The organism is Streptomyces xinghaiensis S187 (assembly GCF_000220705.2).
Taxonomy (GTDB): Bacteria; Actinomycetota; Actinomycetes; order Streptomycetales; family Streptomycetaceae; genus Streptomyces; species Streptomyces xinghaiensis.
The window spans coordinates 2,720,815-2,739,105 of record NZ_CP023202.1 but is presented as its reverse complement, the minus strand read 5'-3'; the positions used below and the strand labels follow the sequence as shown (position 1 = coordinate 2,739,105).

Genomic DNA, 18,291 nt, shown 5'->3' with positions numbered 1-18,291 from the left:
GACGGCGACCGAACTCCCCCGCCCCGCCGGCCCGACGGCCTCCGGAACCGGGATCAGCCCCGCGGCTCCTCCGGCTTCCCCGGCCTCTGTGGCTTCCGCAGCTTCCGCAGCTTCCACGGCGTCCGGGACCGCGGAGCGCCCCCCGGAGCCCCCGGAGCGCCCGGAGCGCCCGGGGTCTCCCCGGGATGGCGCCCCGCCCGCTCCGGCAGCGGCCAGCGGCGGTGAACCAGCAGCCCCGCCGCGGCCAGTACCACCAGCAGCGCGCCCATGAGGCCCAGCACCGTGCCGACCCCGGCCGAGCCGCCCGGCGTCCGCTGCGCCGCGACCCCGGCCTCCGCGGGGTCCTCCGGCCGCGCGCCGTCGGTGCCGCCCGCCTCGCCCGTGGTGGGCTCGGCGCCGCGGGGCGGTACCAGCGTGCCCACCGGCTCCGCCTTCCCGGCCGCCTTGAACCCCCAGTCGAAGAGCTTCGCGGTCTCCTTGTAGACCGCGTTGTGCTCCTCGGAGGACGGGTTCATCACCGTGACCAGCAGCACCCGCTCACCGCGCTGGGCGACCCCGGTGAACGTCCAGCCGGCCTTCGAGGTGTAGCCGTTCTTGATCCCGGCGACGCCCTGGTACGGAGTGAGGTCGTAGTCGCCGGTGAGCAGCCGGTCGGTGTTCTGGATCGTGAAGGTCTCGCGCTTCTTCTTCTTGGTCTTCTTGTCCGTCTTCCACGTGCCGGGGAAGTCGGCGCTCACCGTCGAGCAGTACTCGCGGAAGTCGGCGTTCTGCAGCCCGGAGCGGGCGATGAGCGTCAGATCGTAGGCGCTGCTGAACTGGTGGGGGGCGTCGTAGCCGTCGGGGCTGACGACGGTGGTGTCCAGGGCGTTGAGCTCCTCGGCCCGCGCCTGCATCTCCTGGACGGTCTTGTCTATGCCGCCGTTCTTGTGGGCCAGCACGCGCACCGCGTCGTTGCCGGAGCGGAGGAAGACACCGAGCCAGAGATCGCGCACCGTGTAGGTGAGGTCCTCCTTGATGCCGACGGCGCTGCTGCCCGCGCCCATGCCCTCCAGCTCGGTGCGGAGGACCTTGTGCTCCTGCTTCTTGTCGAACTTCGGCAGCAGGGTGTCCGCGAACAGCATCTTGAGGGTGCTCGCGGGCGGCAGTTTCCAGTGCGCGTTGTGCGCGGCCAGCACATCGCCCGACTCGGCGTCGGCGACGATCCAGGAGCGGCCGGTCAGCTTCGCGGGCAGCGCGGGAACCCCGGGGCCGGGGCGCACCTGGGTGCCGGGTCGGCCGAGCAGTTCGCCGCCGATCTCGGACATCCGCGCGGGCGGCTCGGGCTCCTTCGGCTTCCCGCTGTCCCCGTCCGCGGCGAGCGCGGGCCCGGCGGAGAGGGGGGACAGCAGCAGGGCGGCCGCGACGGCCGGTATCAGTCCGCGCGACAGTGCGGCGGGGCGGCGGGCGGATACGCCCGGTACGAGAGCAGGCACGACCGTGAAAGTACCGTGTGCCGCCCGCCAACGGCACACCGCGGTGGCCGAGTTGCGCCACGCCCCGGAAACCCGCGGGCCGGTGGAGTCCGGACGGCCGTACCGCCCCGGGCGGCGGGCGTGCCGCGGGGCCGGTGATACTGGAACGCATGTCGCGTTCTGCCGTGGACTCCCCGTCCGCAACCTCCCGTCCGATGCCGCCCGGCCGCAGGTCCTCCTGGTTCCTGCTGGCCTTCGGGGTGTGGAGCTGGTTCATCTGGACCACCTTCGCCCGGAACCTCTGGGGGAACGGAAGCGGACTGGCCTTCGACGACGCCGGTGAGCCGACCGCGTACTTCTGGGTGCATCTGCTGCTCGCCGTCACCTCCCTCCTGCTGGGGACCGCGGTCGGCCTGATCGGCCTGCGCGGTGTCCGCGCCCGGCGCGCCGTCGCGGACGCCGGGGCCGGGCGGAGCGGGCAGGACGCGGGCCGCGGTGACGTGGCGGCGCCGGGCACCGGGAGCAGGACGTGACCTTCCTCCTCGTCCTGCTGGTGATCCTCGGCCTGTTCGGGGGCGTGCACTGGTACCTGTGGCGGCGGATCGTCCGGGACACGACGGCGCCGGGCGGCGCCGGGCGGCGGATCGGCACGGCGGCGGCCGTGCTGCTGCCCCTGACCACGGTCGCCGCCTTGATGAGCGGCCGGGCCGGGGCGCCGTTCGCCGTCGAACAGGTGCTGGCCTGGCCGGGTTATCTGTGGCTGGCCGTGGTGCTCTATCTGACGCTGGCCCTGCTGGCCGGCGAGGCGGTGCGGCCGCTGCTCCACCGCCTGCTGCGGTCCCGGGACCGGGCGGCCCGGCCCGCCGCCGCGGGCGAGCCCGTGCCCGCACCCCCGGAGGCTCTCTCCGTCGCGGCCCCGGCGGGGGCGGGGGCGGGCGAGACGACGGGTTCCGCCGGTGCCGCCGGCCCCACCGGGTCGGCTCCGCGGGCCGCCGGTTCCGCCCCCGCCGCCCCGGCGGCCGGCCCGGAAGCGTCCGCCCCGTCCGCCCCGCCGGAAGGGTCCGCCCAGCCGGCCCCTCCCGCCCCCAGCCGGAGGCTGTTCGTGGCCCGCACGGTGGCCGTCGCCGCCTCGGCGGCCGCGCTGGGCACGGTCGGCCACGGCACCCTGGACGTCCTGAACGGCCCCTCGGTCAAGCGGATCACGGTCCCGCTCGCCAAGCTGCCGCGCTCCGCGCACGGCTACCGGATAGCCGTGGTCAGCGACATCCACATCGGCCCGGTCCTCGGCCGGGCGCACACCCGCCGGATCGTGGAGACGATCAACCGGACGCGGCCGGACCTGGTCGCGGTCGTCGGGGATCTCGTCGACGGGGAGGTCGCCGATCTCGGCCCGGCCGCCGAGCCACTGGCCGGTCTCCGGTCCCGGGACGGCTCGTTCTTCGTGACGGGCAACCACGAGTACTTCTCCGGTGCGGCGCAGTGGGTGGACTTCGTGCGCGAGCTTGGGGTCCATCCGCTGGAGAACGCCCGGGTGGAGCTGCCCGGCTTCGACCTCGCCGGGGTCAACGACCCGGCGGCGGAGCGCGAGGGCGCGGCGGGGGAGGGCCCCGACTTCGGCCGGGCGCTGGGCGACCGCGACCCGGCGCGGGCCTCGGTGCTCCTCGCGCACCAGCCGGTGGTGATCGACGAGGCGGTGAAGCACGGCGTCGGCCTGCAGCTCTCCGGGCACACCCACGGCGGTCAGCTGTGGCCCGGGGAGTACCTCGCCGCGCTCGCCAATCCGACCGTCGCGGGGCTGGAACGCTACGGCGACACCCAGCTCTATGTGACGCGCGGGGCGGGCGCGTGGGGTCCGCCGGTCCGGGTGGGGGCCGAATCGGACATCACTGTGGTCACTCTGGCCTCACCACAGGCCTGATGGCGGTCCCTGCTGATCGAGATAGATCGCCGATGATCGAATTTGACCAAATCTGACTATCAGGTTTGATCTCCCGCGGAGCCCGAAAATGCTTGGGCGCATACGGCTATGCGCTGACTGCACACTGTGTTTAAGTGATGCAGATCACCGGATGGGGGGCAGGGGCGCTCTGCGCCCTTCCACCGGTGGAGCAGGTGTGCCGTGGGAGGGCTTCCGTGGAGTGGTTCCAATTCCGGATCGTCGCGATCATCGTCGCGGTGTCCGTGACGTTCGGCGTGATCGGCATCCGACTGCTGGAGGCCTACGAGAAAGGCGAGAAACCGATCCTCGTGGGGACCACGGACACCGTCTCCTCACTCGACCCCGCGGGCGCCTACGACGCGGGCTCCTGGGCGGTCTACTCCAACCTCTACCAGTCGCTGCTGACCTTCGAGCGCGGCAAGGAGGAGCCCGTCCCCGACGCCGCCCGCAGCTGTGAGTTCACCGGCGCCGACCTGCTGCAGTACACCTGCGAGCTCCGCTCCGACCTGCGGTTCGCCAACGGCAACCCCCTGACGGCCGAGGCGGTGAAGTTCTCCTTCGACCGCATCCGCCGCATCAAGAGCCCCCAGGGCCCCATGCCGCTGCTGGACACCCTGGGCTCCGTGAAGGCCCGGGACAACACCGTCACCTTCTTCCTGCGGTCGCCCGACGCCACCTTCCCGTTCAAGATCGCGACAGGGGCCGGGTCGATCGTCGACCCCGCCACCTACGAGAAGGACCGGCTGCGCGAGGACGGCGACGCCAACGGCTCCGGCCCGTACCGCATCGACGCCTACTCGGAGGGCCGGGAGGCCCGGCTGGTGCCCAACACCGGCTACCGGGGCGCCCTCGGAAGCCTCGGCAACCGCGTCACCATCCGCTACTACGACAGCCCCGGCGAACTCGAGAAGGCCTGGCAGAAGCGGGAGATCGACGTCGCCGCGCGCGGACTGCCGCCGGAGGCCCTGACCTCCGTCGTCGAAGCCGGCACACGCAACGTCAACGTGGAGGAGAACACCGCGTACGCCACCCGTTCGCTGGTGTTCAACCTCCGCCGGAACGCCCCGCTGAGCGAGCCGGCCGTACGGCAGGCCGTCGCCGCCGTCATCGACCGGCAGGCCCTGGCACGGGACGTCCACGACCGCACCGTCACACCGCTGTACTCACTCATCCCGACCGGCGTCAACGGCCACACCACCTCGTTCTTCGAGAACGACCCCAGGCCCGACCCGGACCGGGCGCGCCAGCTGCTGGAGGATGCGGGCATCGAGACCCCGGTGCGGTTCCGCATCGCCTACTCCCAGGGCTCCGCCACGGACGCCGAGGCCGAACTCCTCCGCGACCAGCTGGAGGAGACCGGGCTCTTCGAGGTCGAGGTCACCCGGCACGCGTGGGCACAGTTCCAGAAGGGGTTCGCCGAGGGCAAGTACGACGCCTACTGCATCGGCTGGGTCGCCGACTTCCCCGACCCGGAAACCTTCGTCACCCCGGTCGTCGGCTCCGGCTCCGCCTTCCACAACCAGTACCGCGACAGCCGCGTCGACCGGCTCATCCGCGCCACCCAGCGCACCACCGACCGCCGCGAGGCCGCCCGCGACTTCGCGGCGATCCAGGAGATCGTCGCCGAGGACGTGCCGCTGATCCCGCTCTGGGAGCGCAAGGACTTCGTGCTCAGCACGGACGGCGTCGCCGGCTACCAGTACCTGTCGGACGGCAGCGGGGCCTGGCGGCTCTGGGAGCTGAGCAGGATCTGACCGGCGCTCCGGGACCCGCCCCGGCACGCCGACGGGCCCGGTCCGTACGTCTCGCACGTACGGACCGGGCCCGGTCGGTTTCACCCGGGGCCGCCCGGAAGCGGGCGGCCGGCCGGCTCAGAAGCGGCGCGTGATCAGCGCCCGCTTGACCTCCTGGATGGCCTTGGTGATCTCGATGCCGCGCGGGCAGGCCTCGGTGCAGTTGAAGGTGGTGCGGCAGCGCCAGACGCCCTCCTTGGAGTTGAGGATCTCCAGCCGCTGCTCACCGCCCTCGTCGCGCGAGTCGAAGATGAAGCGGTGCGCGCCCACGATCGCCTGCGGGCCGAAGTACTGCCCGTCGTTCCAGAACACCGGGCAGGACGACGTGCACGCGGCGCACAGGATGCACTTGGTGGTGTCGTCGAACCGCTCGCGGTCCTCGGCGCTCTGCAGCCGCTCGCGCGTCGGCTCGTTCCCCTTGGTGACGAGGAACGGCATGATGTCCCGGTACGCCTGGAAGAACGGCTCCATGTCGACCACGAGGTCCTTCAGGACCGCCAGGCCCTTGATGGGCTCGACCGTGATCGGCTTCTCCGGGTTCATGTCCTTGATCAGCGTCTTGCACGCCAGCCGGTTGCGGCCGTTGATGCGCATCGCGTCCGAGCCGCAGATGCCGTGCGCGCAGGAGCGCCGGAAGGTCAGCGTCCCGTCGAGCTCCCACTTGATCTTGTGGAGGGCGTCGAGCACCCGCTCCTTCGGGTCGATCTCGAACCGGAAGTCCTCCCAGCTCGCGTCGGCCGACACCTCCGGGTTGAACCGGCGGATCCGGAAGGTGACCGTGATCAGGTCCGCGGCCGTGGCGGAAGCCGGCGCGTCTTGGGGCTCGTGCTTGTCGAGCGTTGCGGTGCTCATCAGTACTTACGCTCCATCGGCTGGTAGCGGGTCGTCACGACCGGCTTGTAGTCGAGCCGGATCGACTCGGTGCCGTCCTCGCCCACCTCGCGGTACGCCATGGTGTGCCGCATGAAGTTGACGTCGTCGCGGTTGGGGAAGTCCTCGCGGTAGTGACCGCCGCGGGACTCCTTGCGGGCCAGCGCGGACACGGCCGTCACCTCGGCCAGATCGAGCAGGTTGCCCAGCTCCAGGGCCTCCAGCAGATCGGTGTTGAACCGCTTGCCCTTGTCCTGCACGGACACGTTGAGGTAGCGCTCGCGCAGCGCGCCGATCTCCTCGACCGCCGTCTTCAGCGTCTGCTCGGTGCGGAACACCATGACGTTGGTGTCCATGGTCTCCTGCAGCGCCTTGCGGATCTCGGTGACCCGCTCGGTGCCGGTGGCGCTCCGCATCCGCTCCACCTGGCCCACGACCTGCGCGGCCGGGTCCTCCGGCAGCTCGACGTAGTCGTGCTCCGCGGCGTACTCGGCGGCGGCGATGCCGGCCCGGCGCCCGAAGACGTTGATGTCGAGCAGCGAGTTGGTGCCCAGCCGGTTGGCGCCGTGCACGGAGACGCAGGCGACCTCGCCGGCCGCGTACAGGCCCGGCACGACGGTGGTGTTGTCCGCCAGCACCTCGCCCTGGACGTTGGTCGGGATGCCGCCCATCGCGTAGTGCGCGGTCGGCTGGATCGGGATCGGGTCCGTGTAGGGCTCGATGCCGAGGTACGTCCGCGCGAACTCGGTGATGTCGGGCAGCTTGGCGTCCAGCTGCTCCGGCGGCAGGTGCGTCAGGTCCAGGTAGACGTGGTCGCCCTCGGGGCCGCAGCCGCGTCCCTCGCGGATCTCGGTGTAGATCGAGCGGGAGACGACGTCGCGCGAGGCGAGGTCCTTCATGACGGGCGCGTACTTCTCCATGAAGCGCTCGCCGTCCTTGTTGCGGAGGATGCCGCCCTCGCCGCGCGCGCCCTCGGTGAGCAGGATGCCCATCCGCCAGATGCCCGTCGGGTGGAACTGGAAGAACTCCATGTCCTCCAGCGGCAGACCGCGGCGGAACGCGGCGGCCTGGCCGTCACCGGTCAGGGTGTGGGCGTTGGAGGTCACCTTGAAGAACTTGCCGGTGCCGCCGGAGGCGAAGATCACGGCCTTCGCCCGGAAGACGTGGATCTCGCCGGTGGCCAGCTCGTACGCGACGACGCCCGCGGTGCGCTTGACCCCGTCCGTCTCGTTGAGGAGGAGGTCCAGGACGTAGAACTCGTTGTAGAACTCCACGCCCTCCTTGACGCAGTTCTGGTACAGCGTCTGGAGGATCATGTGGCCGGTGCGGTCCGCGGCGTAGCAGGAGCGGCGGACCGGCGCCTCGCCGTGGTTGCGGCTGTGGCCGCCGAAGCGGCGCTGGTCGATGGTGCCGCCCGGCGTGCGGTTGAACGGCAGGCCCATCTTCTCCAGGTCGAGGACCGCGTCGATGGCCTCCTTCGCCAGGATCTCGGCGGCGTCCTGGTCGACCAGGTAGTCACCGCCCTTGATCGTGTCGAAGGTGTGCCACTCCCAGTTGTCCTCCTCGACGTTCGCGAGGGCGGCGGCCATGCCGCCCTGGGCGGCGCCGGTGTGGGAGCGCGTCGGGTACAGCTTCGTCAGCACCGCGGTCCGGCTGCGCTTGGTCGACTCGATGGCCGCGCGCATGCCCGCGCCACCGGCGCCGACGATGACGGTGTCGTACTTGTGGATCTTCATGGTCTCGTCAGCCCCGGCTCTAGCGGATGTTCGGGTCGAAGGTGAAGATCACCAGCGTGCCCAGCAGAACGGTGAACACCGTGGCGGTCCACAGCAGCATCTTCAGCCAGAAGCGCGTGGTGTCCCGCTCGGCGTAGTCGTTGATGATCGTCCGCAGGCCGTTGGCGCCGTGCAGCATGGCGAGCCACAGCATGGTCAGATCCCAGATCTGCCAGAACGGCGAAGCCCAGCGGCCGGCGACGAAGGCGAAGTTGATCTTCTGCACGCCGCCGTCCAGCACGAGCTGGAGAACGAGGTGGCCGATGACGAGGACGACCAGCACGATGCCGGACAGCCGCATGAACAGCCAGCCGTGCATCTCGAAGTTGGTCCGGGACGCCCGCGGGGTCTTCTGGGTGCGGGCCCGCGGCGGCTCGATGACCGGAGCCGGGTTCTCGGGGCTGTAGCCGGCACTGCTGCCGGTCAGTTCGACGGACGAGCTCTCAGTGGTTGCCATGGTGCTCAGCTCCCGAAGACTTCGCTCGCGGCGTGGCCGAGGACGGGGTACAGGGCCCCGGCCATCAGCACGATCCAGATGGCCATGACCGTCCAGAGCATGTGCCTCTGGTACTTGGTGCCCTTGGACCAGAAGTCCACCGCCACGACCCGCAGGCCGTTCAGCGCGTGGAAGAGGATGGCGGCGACGAGGCCGTACTCCATCAGGGCGACGAGGGGAGTCTTGTAGGTCGCGACCACGTCGTCGTACGCCTCGGGGGAGACGCGGACGAGGGACGTGTCGAGCACATGGACGAACAGGAAGAAGAAGATGAGGACACCGGTGACTCGATGAGCCACCCAGCTCCACATGCCTTCCCGGCCGCGGTAAAGCGTTCCAGCCGGCACGGACTTACCCTCCGGAAGCGGGACTGGGGCCTGCCGGCTCGGATGTCGGTATGGCCCGGCCGGGTACGGTCCACCGGCCCCGGCCATCGTAGCCACGCCGGACCTGATCACTCCCACGGGGGGCCTCAGGTGTGATCAAACAGGCACGTACGGGCTACCGGGAGCCCGAAGGGCGGCCGGAAACCCGGGGCGAGCCGTTCAGGCCATGAGCCGGGCGAGCCTGCCGCGGCTCAGCCGGCGCAGCTCCTCCGCCACCACGGCCCGCTCCTTCTCCGGCTCGTGGCCGAGCCGGGTGCGGAGGCCGGCCAGCACATGGTCCAGCGACTCCGCCGGGTCCACGCCGTCCAGGCAGATCACGAAGGCGTGGCCGAAGCGGCTCTCGTACGCGGCGTGGGCGGCGCGCAGCGCGGTGTGCGCCGCCAGGACGCCCGGCCGCCGGGGCGGGACGGCGTCCGGCTGCCCGCTCCCGCGGCAGGAGTCCCGCGGGCCCGCCAGGGCGGGCTGCCGCTCCTCGCCCGAGCGGGCGCGCGGCAGCGGGAGCCCCGGCAGCGGGAGCCCCGGCAGCCCGGGCGCGGACTCCCGGGCCAGAGCCTCGGCGAGATCGGCCGGGGAGAGGTCGTAGCTCGCCTCGTCGGCGGCCGCCAGCAGCGCGGCGACATCCGGGTACGGCCGGTGGCCGGCGAGGCTGCGGGCCCAGCGGCGGCTGCCGCAGCAGGCGAGCAGCGCGTGTTCCGCGGTGTCGGGTGGCTGGGCGTTGAAGTGGTCGAGGCCGAAGACGGTGGACTCCTCTGGGAGCCCCCTGGCAGGGCCGGGGGAGGTGAGGTGCGAGAGATGACGCGGTGCGCGCACCCGCGCGGTGAGCCCGGGCGGCGCGATGGGGCGAGAGAGCAACCGTAGCGGGCGGTGATGGCCGCCATGCCACAGATGCGCGAATTTCACCCACCGGGGGAGGGTTTTGACGTGGCGTTGATGCCGGCTCCGCGCGGCCGGTCCCACCGGCCGCGGCCACCCGGTCCGACCTGCGCTTTCTCCGGGCCGGCCGGTCGGCCCGGCGGAGGAGGCGCCCGCCCGGTCCGGGCCGCCCGCGCGTGTGAGGGACGGGAAAGCCCGTGCGGGGCCTTACCTTCGCGGGTGAACGAGGAGGTTTTCCCTTGCCCATGCTCTCCGCGCCGAAGGCGGCCCGGCGGCCGCTCCCCGCGCCGGGAATCCGCCGGCGGCCGCCCGCCTGGACCGCCGTGACGGTCGCGGCGGTCCTGCTGGCCGGATGTTCGGACGGACCGGCCGACGGAACCGGTACCGACGAGAGGTCACCGGCGGCCACCGCCACCCGCTCCTATCCACCGTCGTCCCCGCCCGTGACCATCCCCGCCGTACGGAAGTTCGAGAGCGGCCGGGGGCCCGGCTGGCGGCCCGGCTCCGGCAGCCGCGTCGTCGCCGACCCGGACGGTCCGCTGGCCGACGAGGCCCGGACGGTCGCCGCGGAGCTGGACCTGCCCCGCCACGACGGCCCGGCCCGGCGCGGCGACCTCGAACTGGCCATCGACCGGGAGCAGAAAGGCGGCGCCGAGGCGTACCGGCTCACCACCCGCGACGGCCGCGTCCGGATCACCGGCTCCACCGACGCGGGCGTCTTCTACGGCACCCGCACCGTGCTGCAGGTCCTGCGCACCGAGGGCACCGTCCCCGAGGGCACCGTCGACGACCGCCCCGACCGCGCCCAGCGCGGACTGATGCTCGACATCGCGCGCAAGCACTTCACCCCGGAGTGGATCGAGGCCCGCATCCGGGAGATCGCCGACCTCAAGTTCAACCAGCTCGGTCTGCACTTCTCCGACGACCAGGGCTTCCGCATCGAGAGCGACTCGCACCCCGAGATCGTCTCCGAGCAGCACCTCACCAAGAAGCAGCTGCGGCGGATCCTCGACCTCGCGGAGCGGCTGCACGTCACCGTCATCCCCGAGATCGACTCGCCCGGCCACCTCGGCGCCGTCCTCCGCGCGCATCCGGACCTGCAACTGCGCAACGCGCAGGGCGTACCGGTCCGGGGCGCCATCGACATCACCAAGCCGCGGTCGGCCGAGCTCGTCGACGACCTGCTGCGCGAGTACTCCGGAGTCTTCCCCGGCCGGTACTTCCACCTCGGCGCCGACGAGTACCGCGCGCTGATGGCCGAGAACCCCGAGGCCGCCTACCCGGGCCTCGCCGCGCAGGCCCGCCGCGACTACGGCTCGGCCGGGCGCGTCCAGGACCTGGCGACGGCCTGGCTCAACGACCGCGCCGAGACGGTGCGGAAGGAGGGCAAGCGGCCCAAGGCGTGGAACGACGGCTTCTTCAGCGGCGGATCCGTACGGCCCGACGAGGACATCGAGGTCGAGTACTGGACCGGCAAGGAGATCGGCGCCCGGCCGCCGGCGGAGTACCTCCGCGAGGGCCGCAAGCTGGTCAACCTCAACGACGAGTATCTGTACTACGTGCTCGGAGAGCCCAACCAGTTCACCTATCCCACCGGTGAGCGGATCTACAAGAGCTGGACCCCCGCCGTGCTGCGCGGCACCGAGCCGGTGCCGGCCGCGCTGTCCGGCCCGGACCGGGTGCTCGGCGGCCGGCTCGCCGTCTGGTGCGATCTGGCCGGCGCCCAGACGGAGGCCCAGGTGGCCACCGGGATCCGGATGCCGCTGCGGGCGGTCGCGCAGAAGCTGTGGGACCCGCGGAAGCCGTCCGCGAGCTGGACGGAGTTCCGGAAGCTCGCCGACCGGCTGGAGGCGGAGCGGGAGGAGAGGCCGGGCGGCTGACCGGGCCGGTCGGACGGACCGGGCGGCGGACGGGCTCGGGGCAGGTTGGGCCGAGGCGGGCGCGGCCCGGGCGGCTGACAGGGCCCGGGGTGCGGGCCGGACCGAACTGAGGTGGGTGCGGGCCGGGTGCCTGCCGGGGCGGGTTGTCCGGGCCGGGGCCTCAGGGCTGCCGGGGGCGCCTGACCGTCCTGTCCGGCGTGCCGGGCCCGGTGCCGCCGGTGCCGGTGGCCTTCGCCGACTTGGCGGCCTTCGCGGCGCGCTTGGTCTCCTGTTTGACGGCCCGGACCTCGGCCAGTGACCCGGGCCCGGTGACGTCCGCGGCCGACCGGCGGGCGCCCTCCTCGCCGTACGGGCCCGCCGCCTCCCGCCACCCCTCCGGCCGCACCCCGTACCGCTTGCCGAGCAGCGCGACGAAGATCTGGGACTTCTGCCTGCCGTACCCGGGCAGTTCCTCCAGCCGCCGGAGCAGCTCGGCCCCGCTCCCGGCGTCGCGCCACACCGCCGCCGCGTCCCCGTCGTAGTGCTCGACCAGATGGCGGCACAGCTCCTGCACGCGCTTGGCCATCGAACCGGGGTAGCGGTGCACCGCCGGCTTCTCCGAGAGCAGCGCCGCGAAGGACTCCGGGTCACGGGCGGCGATCTCGCGCGCGTCCAGGTCGTCGCCCCCCATGCGCCGCGCGATCGTGTACGGGCCGGTGAACGCCCACTCCATCGGGACCTGCTGGTCGAGCAGCGTGCCGACCAGCACGGCCAGCGGGCTGCGGGCGAGCAGGGCGTCGGCCTCCGGCTGCTGGGCGATGCGCAGGGTGATGTCGTCCATCCGGTCATCGTCCGGCCGCGGGCCGCCGGCCGCCCGCCGACACGCCCGCCCGGCGGCCCGAGCGGCACGGGGCCGGCGGCCGTCCGGGCTCCCCGGGCACGGCGGAGTGGGAACGCCGGTCCGCCCCCTCCCCTGTGAGGGGCGGACCGGCGTGCGCGGTACCGGAGGGTGAGCCCCGGTTCCGCAAACCGTCACGGCGTCCGCACGCCCGCCGGGCGGAATCCGCCCGGCGGCCCGGCGTTCCGGCCGCCCGGTGGCCGCGGCCGGCGCCGCCGCGGGTGGCGCCGTGCGGCACCACACCCGAATCACCGGCGCCGTCCTACCCGTTCAGCGCTGCGTGTCCGCGGAACGTCACAGCGTCCGCGCCCGGGGGCCGGTGTGACGTTTGCCACTCGGCTTGCGCTGGTGCCGGTGGACGGGCCGCCACGGAGGGAGATCACGATGGGTTTCTGGGGTTACTTAGTCGTCGGCAGGAGTGACCGCGAACTGGCGGAGTGCTCCACACTCGCGCCCGGCCGGGAACGGCTGGAACTGGCCGAGACCTTCGCCGACGGCTGGCAGTTGTGGCAGCACCCGAGCGAGCCGGGGCTGGGCGACCTCGACGACGTGGCCGGCGCCCTGGCGAGGGAGACCGGCGCCCCGACCCTGCTGGCGTACGTCATGGACGGCGACTGCGCCGTTCTGGAGGGCGCCGGCCCGGTCCGCGGCTCCTGGACGGCCTGCCTGGGACGGACCGCGCTGGCCCGGCATGTCGGCGAGAACGAGATCGTGCTGGACGACGTCTTCCCCTCCCCGGCGGGCGCCGCCGCCCATGCCGCGGGGTGGGCCGCGGCGGCCGGGCGTACGGTGGACTCCCGGCGCCTGGCCGATGTCCTGAGCGCGGAACCGGACCCGGATGTCGAGAAGCTCTTCCACGAAGTCCTGGAAAAGCTCGGCATCGAGGCCGCCGGGGCGTGAGGATGTCACCTCCGGGTGAATCAGCAGTCCGGCCCGCGTGACAAGAGGGCGGGCCAGTGCCCGGATGCGTGACAGCGGCGGACGAAGAGGACAGCGTGGGCAAGCGTGGGGAGCGCCGACGTACGCAGCAGGGTGACGACGGAGGGCTCGGGGAAGCCGTCGAACGCGCCCAGAACGGCGATGAGGAGGCATTCACCCTGCTCTACCGGCTGGTTCAGCCGAGGCTGCTCGGCTACGTACGGGGCCTGGTCGGCGACGACGCCGAGGACGTGACCGCCGAGGCGTGGCTGGAGATCGCCCGGGACCTCGGCCGCTTCCGCGGCAACGGCGACGGTTTCCGCGGCTGGACGGCGACCATCGCCCGGCACCGCGCCCTGGACCATCTGCGCCGGCAGCGCAGCCGTCCGCGCACCGCCCTGCTGGAGCAGGACGTGCTGGAGCTGCCGGGCCGTCAGGACACCGAACGGGAGGCACTGGAGACCCTGTCGACCGAGGAGGCCCTGGCGATGGTCGCCGAACTGCCGCGGGACCAGGCCGAGGCGGTGCTGCTCCGGGTGGTCGTCGGCCTCGACGGCCCGGCGACCGCCCGTGTGCTGGGCAAACGCAGTGGCGCGGTCCGCACCGCCTCGTACCGGGGGCTCAAGAGGCTGGCAGGGCAACTCGCGGACCGGGCGCCGGCGGGGGGCCGGTCCGTGACGACTCCCGCCTCCCGGACGCTTGGGGAAGTGGAATGAGCGGGCACCGAGACCCCGACGGGAGCGGCGTGAACCGGAAGAAGGCGGAGCGTTTGCTGAACCGTGAGCCCTCGGGTGTCGCGGGAGGCGCCGCCGGCTCCGAGCTCGACCGGCTGCTGGCGGCGGCGGCCCGTCCGATCGCGGGTGATCCGGAACGCGCCCGGATCCACGAGGAGGCCGCCCTGGCGGCCTTCCGTGCCGCCCGTGTCCCGGGGGCGGCCGCTACGGAGCCGCGCCCGCAGGACGACTGGCGGCCGGGGCGGCAGCGCGGACTGGCCGGCCTGTGGGCGCGGCACCGCCGGGCGAAGGCGGTGGCCGGCGGCGTCGTGGCCGGGCTCATGCTCGGCGGCGTGGCGGTGGCCGCCGGCACCGGAGTCCTCCCGGTGCCGTTCGTCTCCGGGGACGAGCCCGACGGCTCCCGCCCCGGAGGGGACGGCACGGAGAGCCCGGGGCAGCCGGGACCGGGCGGGCCGGACGGCTCCCACCCCGACGGCCGGGACCGCCGCGACGACGGCGCCGCGGAGAAGGACGCGAAGGCCCTGCGGAAGCTGTGCCGGACGTACGGCAAGGCGAACGGCGGCGGCAGCGGCAAGGGCACCGGTGAACAGCTGAGCCCGGAGGCCCGGGAACGGCTCGCCGCGGCGGCGGGTGGCGAGAACCGGGTGGGCGACTACTGCGACTGGCTCACCGGCCCCGGTGCAACCGGCGGTGCGGAGGACGGGCCGGCCGGTGACAGCGCCGGGAACGGCAACGCGAACAGCGGTGGCAACAACGCCAACAGCGGCGGCACCGGCAACGCCAACAGCGGTGGCAACAACGCGAACAGCGGGGGGAACAACGCGAACAGCGGTGGCAACGATGCCAACAGCGGCGGCACGGGCAATGCCAACAGCGGCGGCGGCGAGAACGCGGGAAGCAACGCCAACAGCGGCGGCAACGCCAACGACACCACGAGCGGCACCTCCCGCGGCAACGCGGCCGGTGGTTCCAACGGCAACGCGAACGGCGGCGGGAACGGCAACGGGAACGGAAACGGCGGCGGCAATGCCAACGGCGGCGGCAACGCGAACGGAGGCGCGAACGCGAACGGGGGCGGCAACGCGAACGGAGGCGCGAACGCGCGCGAGCGTGGCCATGCCGGTGGCGCCCAGGAAGCCGACGGCGACGCGGACCTCCTCCGGGCCGGCAACGCGGACAGGTCCGGTACCGCCGCCGAAGCCCGCGAGAGAAGGGCCGGCCGGCGGACGGGCCCTCCCCGCCGCCGGGACCGGGGCGGCCCGGGAGAGCCCGGGGACGGCGGCGCACCCGCACGCGGTGGCGGTGATGCGTGAGCGGCAGGCCCCCGGCCACCACCCGTCGCGGGACGGGGCGCGGCAGGGACCGCGGCACCCCGGAAAAGAGGACGACCGGGGTCGCCACCCCCCACAGGAGAGACCCCGGCCGTCGTTCTGGAGGACCCGTCGGGGTCCGTACTCCCTTCAGCGCCGGACGAGCGATTTGTGTCACAGTGCCGTCCGGCCCGGCCCGCCCGGCCCCACCGCCGGGCCGGCCGCCCGCGGCCCGTGGCGCGATCCCGTCCATGGAACCCGGCCGTGGACTGGAACGCGCAACTACCCGTAGCGTTCATGGGAGTGGCACTCGCCGGGGCACTTCCGCGACATGACCTGCGGCCCGGCAGGGCCGTACCGCCACCGGAACGTCCGGCGGGTTCACGGAGCCGTATCTCCGGGGCCTGATGTCGGAAGTCCGGAAATAGTCAGGCAGGATGAAAGCGTGCTGGGGGACGACGCGGAGCTGACCGCCGCAGTGCACGCGGCACAGGACGGAAGCGAGACCGCCTTCCGTGCTGTCTACCGCGCCGTGCACCCGCGGTTGCTGGGCTATGTCCGGACACTGGTCGGCGAGCCCGACTCGGAGGACGTGACATCCGAGGCCTGGCTGCAGATAGCGCGTGACCTGGGCCGGTTCAGCGGCGACGCGGACCGCTTCCGGGGCTGGGCCGCGCGCATCGCGCGCAACCGGGCGCTCGACCACATCCGGATGCGCGGCCGGCGCCCCGCCGTCAGCGGCGACGAGACCGAACTGGCGGACCGCGCGGCCGACGCCGACACCGCCTCCGAGGCCCTGGAAGCCCTCGGCACCGGCCGCACGCTCCGGCTCATCGCCCAGCTCCCGCAGGACCAGGCCGAGGCCGTGGTGCTGCGGGTCGTCGTGGGGCTGGACGCGAAGAGCGCGGCCCATGTGCTGGGCAAGCGCGCCGGCGCGGTGCGCACGGCCGCCCACCGGGGCCTGCGGCGGCTCGCCGAACTCCTCGACGAGACGGCGGCCGCCGACGGCCTCCCTGCCGTCGGCGAGCGCACCGCACGCCAGGGCGGACTGGACGGCGTGCCTCCGCAGCGCGGCCCGAGGAGTGATACGGCGGCGGCCGGTGTGACGGAAACGTATGTGCGGACGCAGAAGGACATGTGATGGCCGACGACCGCTACAGCTGGCTCGACGAGGACGCCGCGGAGCGGTTGCTGCGCGGCGAGCCCCTCGACGTGCCGGGCGCCGGGGCCGCTGACGGCCCGGCGCGGGAGCGGGCCCGAAGACTCTCGGCCGCCCTCCAGTGCGTGGCGGACCCGGCCCGGCTGCCGGCCGGCACGGACGAGGAGGGCGCTTTCCTCTCGGAGGCCGTCGTCCTGGCCGCCTTCCGCGAAACGGCCCCCGGCGCGCACGCGCACGGCGCGGGACCCGGACCCCGGGGCCGCTTCCTGTTCCGTCTGCCCCGCACCACCGCCGGAGGGGGCCGCCGGACCTCCCTGGGGCGGCCGCTGCGCGCGGGCATCGCCGCGGCGCTCGCGGGCTGCGCCCTGGGAGGGGTCGCGGTCGCCGCCGGCACGGGGGTGCTCCCGACACCGTTCAACCACTCCGTCGAGCCGGGGCCGACCGGCAGCGCTCCCGGCACCGGCAGCGACCCCTCCACCCCCGGACACGGCGCGGGCGGTACGGACGGCGAGTCGCCCGGCGACGGCCACGAACCCAACGAGCACGGCGAGAAGAGCCCCGGCACCGGAGGCCACGGCGGCACGAAGGGCCTGGGCGGCGAACAGGACCGGCCCGCCGACGGCGAGGGCGGCACGCTGGACGGCATACCCGGCCACCCCGGCTTCGGCGACGAGAGGACCCGCGGGGCCGCGATCGTGCTCTGCCGGAAGTACACGGCGGACACACTCGACGGGAAGACCCGCGAACGGCTCGAAGCCGCCGCGGGCGGACCCGCGGCGGCGGGCGACTACTGCGCGCGGCTGCTGAACACCACGGACGACAACGATGCCGAGGGCTCCCGCGGAGGCTCCGGCTCGGACCCGCGCTCCGGCAAGGGGACGGATCCCGGGGGCTCGGGCGCGGTGCCGGGCTCCGGCTCCCAGGCCGACCCGTACACCGGTGCCGGCCCCGCCACCGGAAATCCGCCGGCCCCCGGCAGCGGCCACGACGGCGGAGACAGGGCCGGCGACCGCGGGGACACCACGGACCGGCCCCGGACCCTGCGCGACAGGTCCCGCGCCGGCCGCGATGACCATCCGGCCCGCGATGACCGTCCGGCCCGCGATGACCGTCCGGCCCGCGATGACCGCAGCCGTGACGACCGCAGCCGTGGGGGCCACCGGGACAGCCGGGCGAGCGGTCAGGGGAACAAGCAGACGAGCGGCCCGGTCGCCGGTACGGCGAGCAGCCAGTCGAACGGGCAGGGCAAAACGCGGGGAATCGCGCCGCCGGCCGGCCAGGAGAGCAACCAGGGGAACAGCCGTGCCAACAGCCGCTCTGCGAACGGCGGCTCTGCAAACGGCCGTTCCTCGAACGGGCCGGTGACGGAACGGGACGACGCCCCGGCCGGCTCCCGGGCTTCGTCCCCGACGACCTCTCCCGCCGAGCCGTCGGACCCTTCACCGTCCGGCACGCCGCACGGAGCCCCCACGGCAGCGGCTACCCCCGACGCCGGTTAGAGACCGGACGCGGATCCCCACCGGCGGCCCCCGCCCCCTGTCCCCGGAGGCCGCCGCCCCGCGGCCTCCGGTGCTCCGTCACCGTTACCTTCACCTTCACCCCGGCTCCCGCCGGTCACCCCTGCGCCGGGCGTGCGGGGCGACCGACTGCGCCGCGGCGGATACGGGAGCCGGGGCGACGACCGTCGGGACCGGGCTGTCCGGCAGCCCGCGGAGAAGAGAGGGGCCCGCGGAGCCCGGGAAGAAGAGGCGAAAAGAAAGAGAAGAAGAGAGGGCGCGGGCAGGGCCGGGGGAACGTGCCCCGCCCGCGCCATGCACGGAGCCTCAGGTA

General features: G+C 73.5%; 16 protein-coding genes. 9 read left to right on the top strand and 7 right to left on the bottom strand.

The window, feature by feature from the left end:
* Positions 1-53 precede the first annotated feature (53 nt).
* The gene (locus SXIN_RS11630; protein ID WP_420341086.1) at positions 54-1,427 is read right to left on the bottom strand and encodes a D-alanyl-D-alanine carboxypeptidase family protein; all 1,374 of its coding nucleotides are present in this window, start codon (positions 1,425-1,427) and stop codon (positions 54-56) included.
* A gap of 239 nt (positions 1,428-1,666) precedes the next feature.
* On the opposite strand from SXIN_RS11630, the gene SXIN_RS11625 reads away from it, so the two are divergent.
* The 3 genes from SXIN_RS11625 to SXIN_RS11615 all read left to right on the top strand — a co-directional run bounded on the left by SXIN_RS11625 (position 1,667) and on the right by SXIN_RS11615 (position 5,144).
* Positions 1,667-1,984: an SCO4848 family membrane protein gene (locus tag SXIN_RS11625; RefSeq protein ID WP_238153958.1), complete on the top strand. Its 318-nt coding sequence runs from the start codon at positions 1,667-1,669 to the stop codon at positions 1,982-1,984.
* Positions 1,981-3,369 carry a metallophosphoesterase gene (locus SXIN_RS11620; protein ID WP_095756954.1) on the top strand — a complete coding sequence of 463 codons (1,389 nt, stop codon included), beginning with the start codon at positions 1,981-1,983 and terminating at the stop codon, positions 3,367-3,369. The genes SXIN_RS11625 and SXIN_RS11620 overlap by 4 nt, the downstream gene beginning before the upstream one ends.
* Before the next feature lie 215 nt (positions 3,370-3,584).
* Positions 3,585-5,144, top strand: coding sequence for an ABC transporter substrate-binding protein (locus tag SXIN_RS11615; RefSeq protein WP_019710420.1), 1,560 nt, complete (start codon positions 3,585-3,587; stop codon positions 5,142-5,144).
* 117 nt (positions 5,145-5,261) lie between these two features.
* On the opposite strand, the gene SXIN_RS11610 is transcribed toward SXIN_RS11615, so the two are convergent.
* The 5 genes from SXIN_RS11610 to SXIN_RS11590 form a co-directional block, all read right to left on the bottom strand.
* A complete protein-coding gene (locus SXIN_RS11610) occupies positions 5,262-6,035 on the bottom strand; it encodes a succinate dehydrogenase iron-sulfur subunit (RefSeq protein ID WP_019710419.1) in 774 nt (257 codons plus the stop codon).
* Complete coding sequence (gene sdhA / locus SXIN_RS11605; protein ID WP_019710418.1) at positions 6,035-7,789, bottom strand: succinate dehydrogenase flavoprotein subunit; 1,755 nt, start codon at positions 7,787-7,789, stop codon at positions 6,035-6,037. Before sdhA ends, SXIN_RS11610 begins: the two co-directional genes overlap by 1 nt.
* 19 nt (positions 7,790-7,808) lie before the next feature.
* The gene (locus tag SXIN_RS11600; protein WP_019710417.1) at positions 7,809-8,285 is read right to left on the bottom strand and encodes a succinate dehydrogenase hydrophobic membrane anchor subunit; all 477 of its coding nucleotides are present in this window, start codon (positions 8,283-8,285) and stop codon (positions 7,809-7,811) included.
* A 5-nt stretch (positions 8,286-8,290) separates the two neighbouring features.
* Positions 8,291-8,671, bottom strand: coding sequence for a succinate dehydrogenase, cytochrome b556 subunit (gene sdhC, locus SXIN_RS11595; protein ID WP_039822710.1), 381 nt, complete (start codon positions 8,669-8,671; stop codon positions 8,291-8,293).
* Positions 8,672-8,869: 198 nt separating this feature from the next.
* Positions 8,870-9,520, bottom strand: coding sequence for a 2-oxo-4-hydroxy-4-carboxy-5-ureidoimidazoline decarboxylase (locus tag SXIN_RS11590; RefSeq protein WP_095756953.1), 651 nt, complete (start codon positions 9,518-9,520; stop codon positions 8,870-8,872).
* Between the two features lie 308 nt (positions 9,521-9,828).
* On the opposite strand from SXIN_RS11590, the gene SXIN_RS11585 reads away from it, so the two are divergent.
* Positions 9,829-11,463, top strand: coding sequence for a beta-N-acetylhexosaminidase (locus tag SXIN_RS11585; RefSeq protein WP_019710414.1), 1,635 nt, complete (start codon positions 9,829-9,831; stop codon positions 11,461-11,463).
* Positions 11,464-11,623: 160 nt separating this feature from the next.
* On the opposite strand, the gene SXIN_RS11580 is transcribed toward SXIN_RS11585, so the two are convergent.
* On the bottom strand, positions 11,624-12,283 hold the full coding sequence (locus tag SXIN_RS11580) for an HhH-GPD-type base excision DNA repair protein (protein ID WP_019706673.1): 660 nt from the start codon (positions 12,281-12,283) through the stop codon (positions 11,624-11,626).
* A gap of 441 nt (positions 12,284-12,724) precedes the next feature.
* On the opposite strand from SXIN_RS11580, the gene SXIN_RS11575 reads away from it, so the two are divergent.
* The 5 genes from SXIN_RS11575 to SXIN_RS11555 all read left to right on the top strand — a co-directional run bounded on the left by SXIN_RS11575 (position 12,725) and on the right by SXIN_RS11555 (position 17,960).
* On the top strand, positions 12,725-13,240 hold the full coding sequence (locus tag SXIN_RS11575) for a hypothetical protein (RefSeq protein WP_019707075.1): 516 nt from the start codon (positions 12,725-12,727) through the stop codon (positions 13,238-13,240).
* 95 nt (positions 13,241-13,335) lie between these two features.
* Complete coding sequence (locus tag SXIN_RS11570; RefSeq protein WP_039820152.1) at positions 13,336-13,974, top strand: RNA polymerase sigma factor; 639 nt, start codon at positions 13,336-13,338, stop codon at positions 13,972-13,974.
* Complete coding sequence (locus tag SXIN_RS11565; RefSeq protein ID WP_157916279.1) at positions 13,971-15,305, top strand: hypothetical protein; 1,335 nt, start codon at positions 13,971-13,973, stop codon at positions 15,303-15,305. Before SXIN_RS11570 ends, SXIN_RS11565 begins: the two co-directional genes overlap by 4 nt.
* A 442-nt stretch (positions 15,306-15,747) precedes the next feature.
* Positions 15,748-16,443 (top strand): RNA polymerase sigma factor, encoded by a 696-nt coding sequence (locus tag SXIN_RS11560; RefSeq protein WP_238153735.1) that lies wholly within the window; start codon positions 15,748-15,750, stop codon positions 16,441-16,443.
* Positions 16,443-17,960, top strand: a complete 1,518-nt coding sequence (locus tag SXIN_RS11555) for a hypothetical protein (RefSeq protein ID WP_095756950.1) — start codon at positions 16,443-16,445, stop codon at positions 17,958-17,960. The genes SXIN_RS11560 and SXIN_RS11555 overlap by 1 nt, the downstream gene beginning before the upstream one ends.
* Positions 17,961-18,291: the final 331 nt, after the last annotated feature.

Coding starts and splice junctions, on each gene's coding strand:
- SXIN_RS11625 (WP_238153958.1), top strand. CDS start 1,667: ATGCCGCCCGGCCGCAGGTCCTCCTGGTTCCTGCTGGCCTTCGGGGTG.
- SXIN_RS11610 (WP_019710419.1), bottom strand. CDS start 6,035: ATGAGCACCGCAACGCTCGACAAGCACGAGCCCCAAGACGCGCCGGCT.
- sdhA (WP_019710418.1), bottom strand. CDS start 7,789: ATGAAGATCCACAAGTACGACACCGTCATCGTCGGCGCCGGTGGCGCG.
- SXIN_RS11600 (WP_019710417.1), bottom strand. CDS start 8,285: ATGGCAACCACTGAGAGCTCGTCCGTCGAACTGACCGGCAGCAGTGCC.
- SXIN_RS11585 (WP_019710414.1), top strand. CDS start 9,829: ATGCTCTCCGCGCCGAAGGCGGCCCGGCGGCCGCTCCCCGCGCCGGGA.
- SXIN_RS11580 (WP_019706673.1), bottom strand. CDS start 12,283: ATGGACGACATCACCCTGCGCATCGCCCAGCAGCCGGAGGCCGACGCC.
- SXIN_RS11575 (WP_019707075.1), top strand. CDS start 12,725: ATGGGTTTCTGGGGTTACTTAGTCGTCGGCAGGAGTGACCGCGAACTG.
- SXIN_RS11565 (WP_157916279.1), top strand. CDS start 13,971: ATGAGCGGGCACCGAGACCCCGACGGGAGCGGCGTGAACCGGAAGAAG.
- SXIN_RS11555 (WP_095756950.1), top strand. CDS start 16,443: ATGGCCGACGACCGCTACAGCTGGCTCGACGAGGACGCCGCGGAGCGG.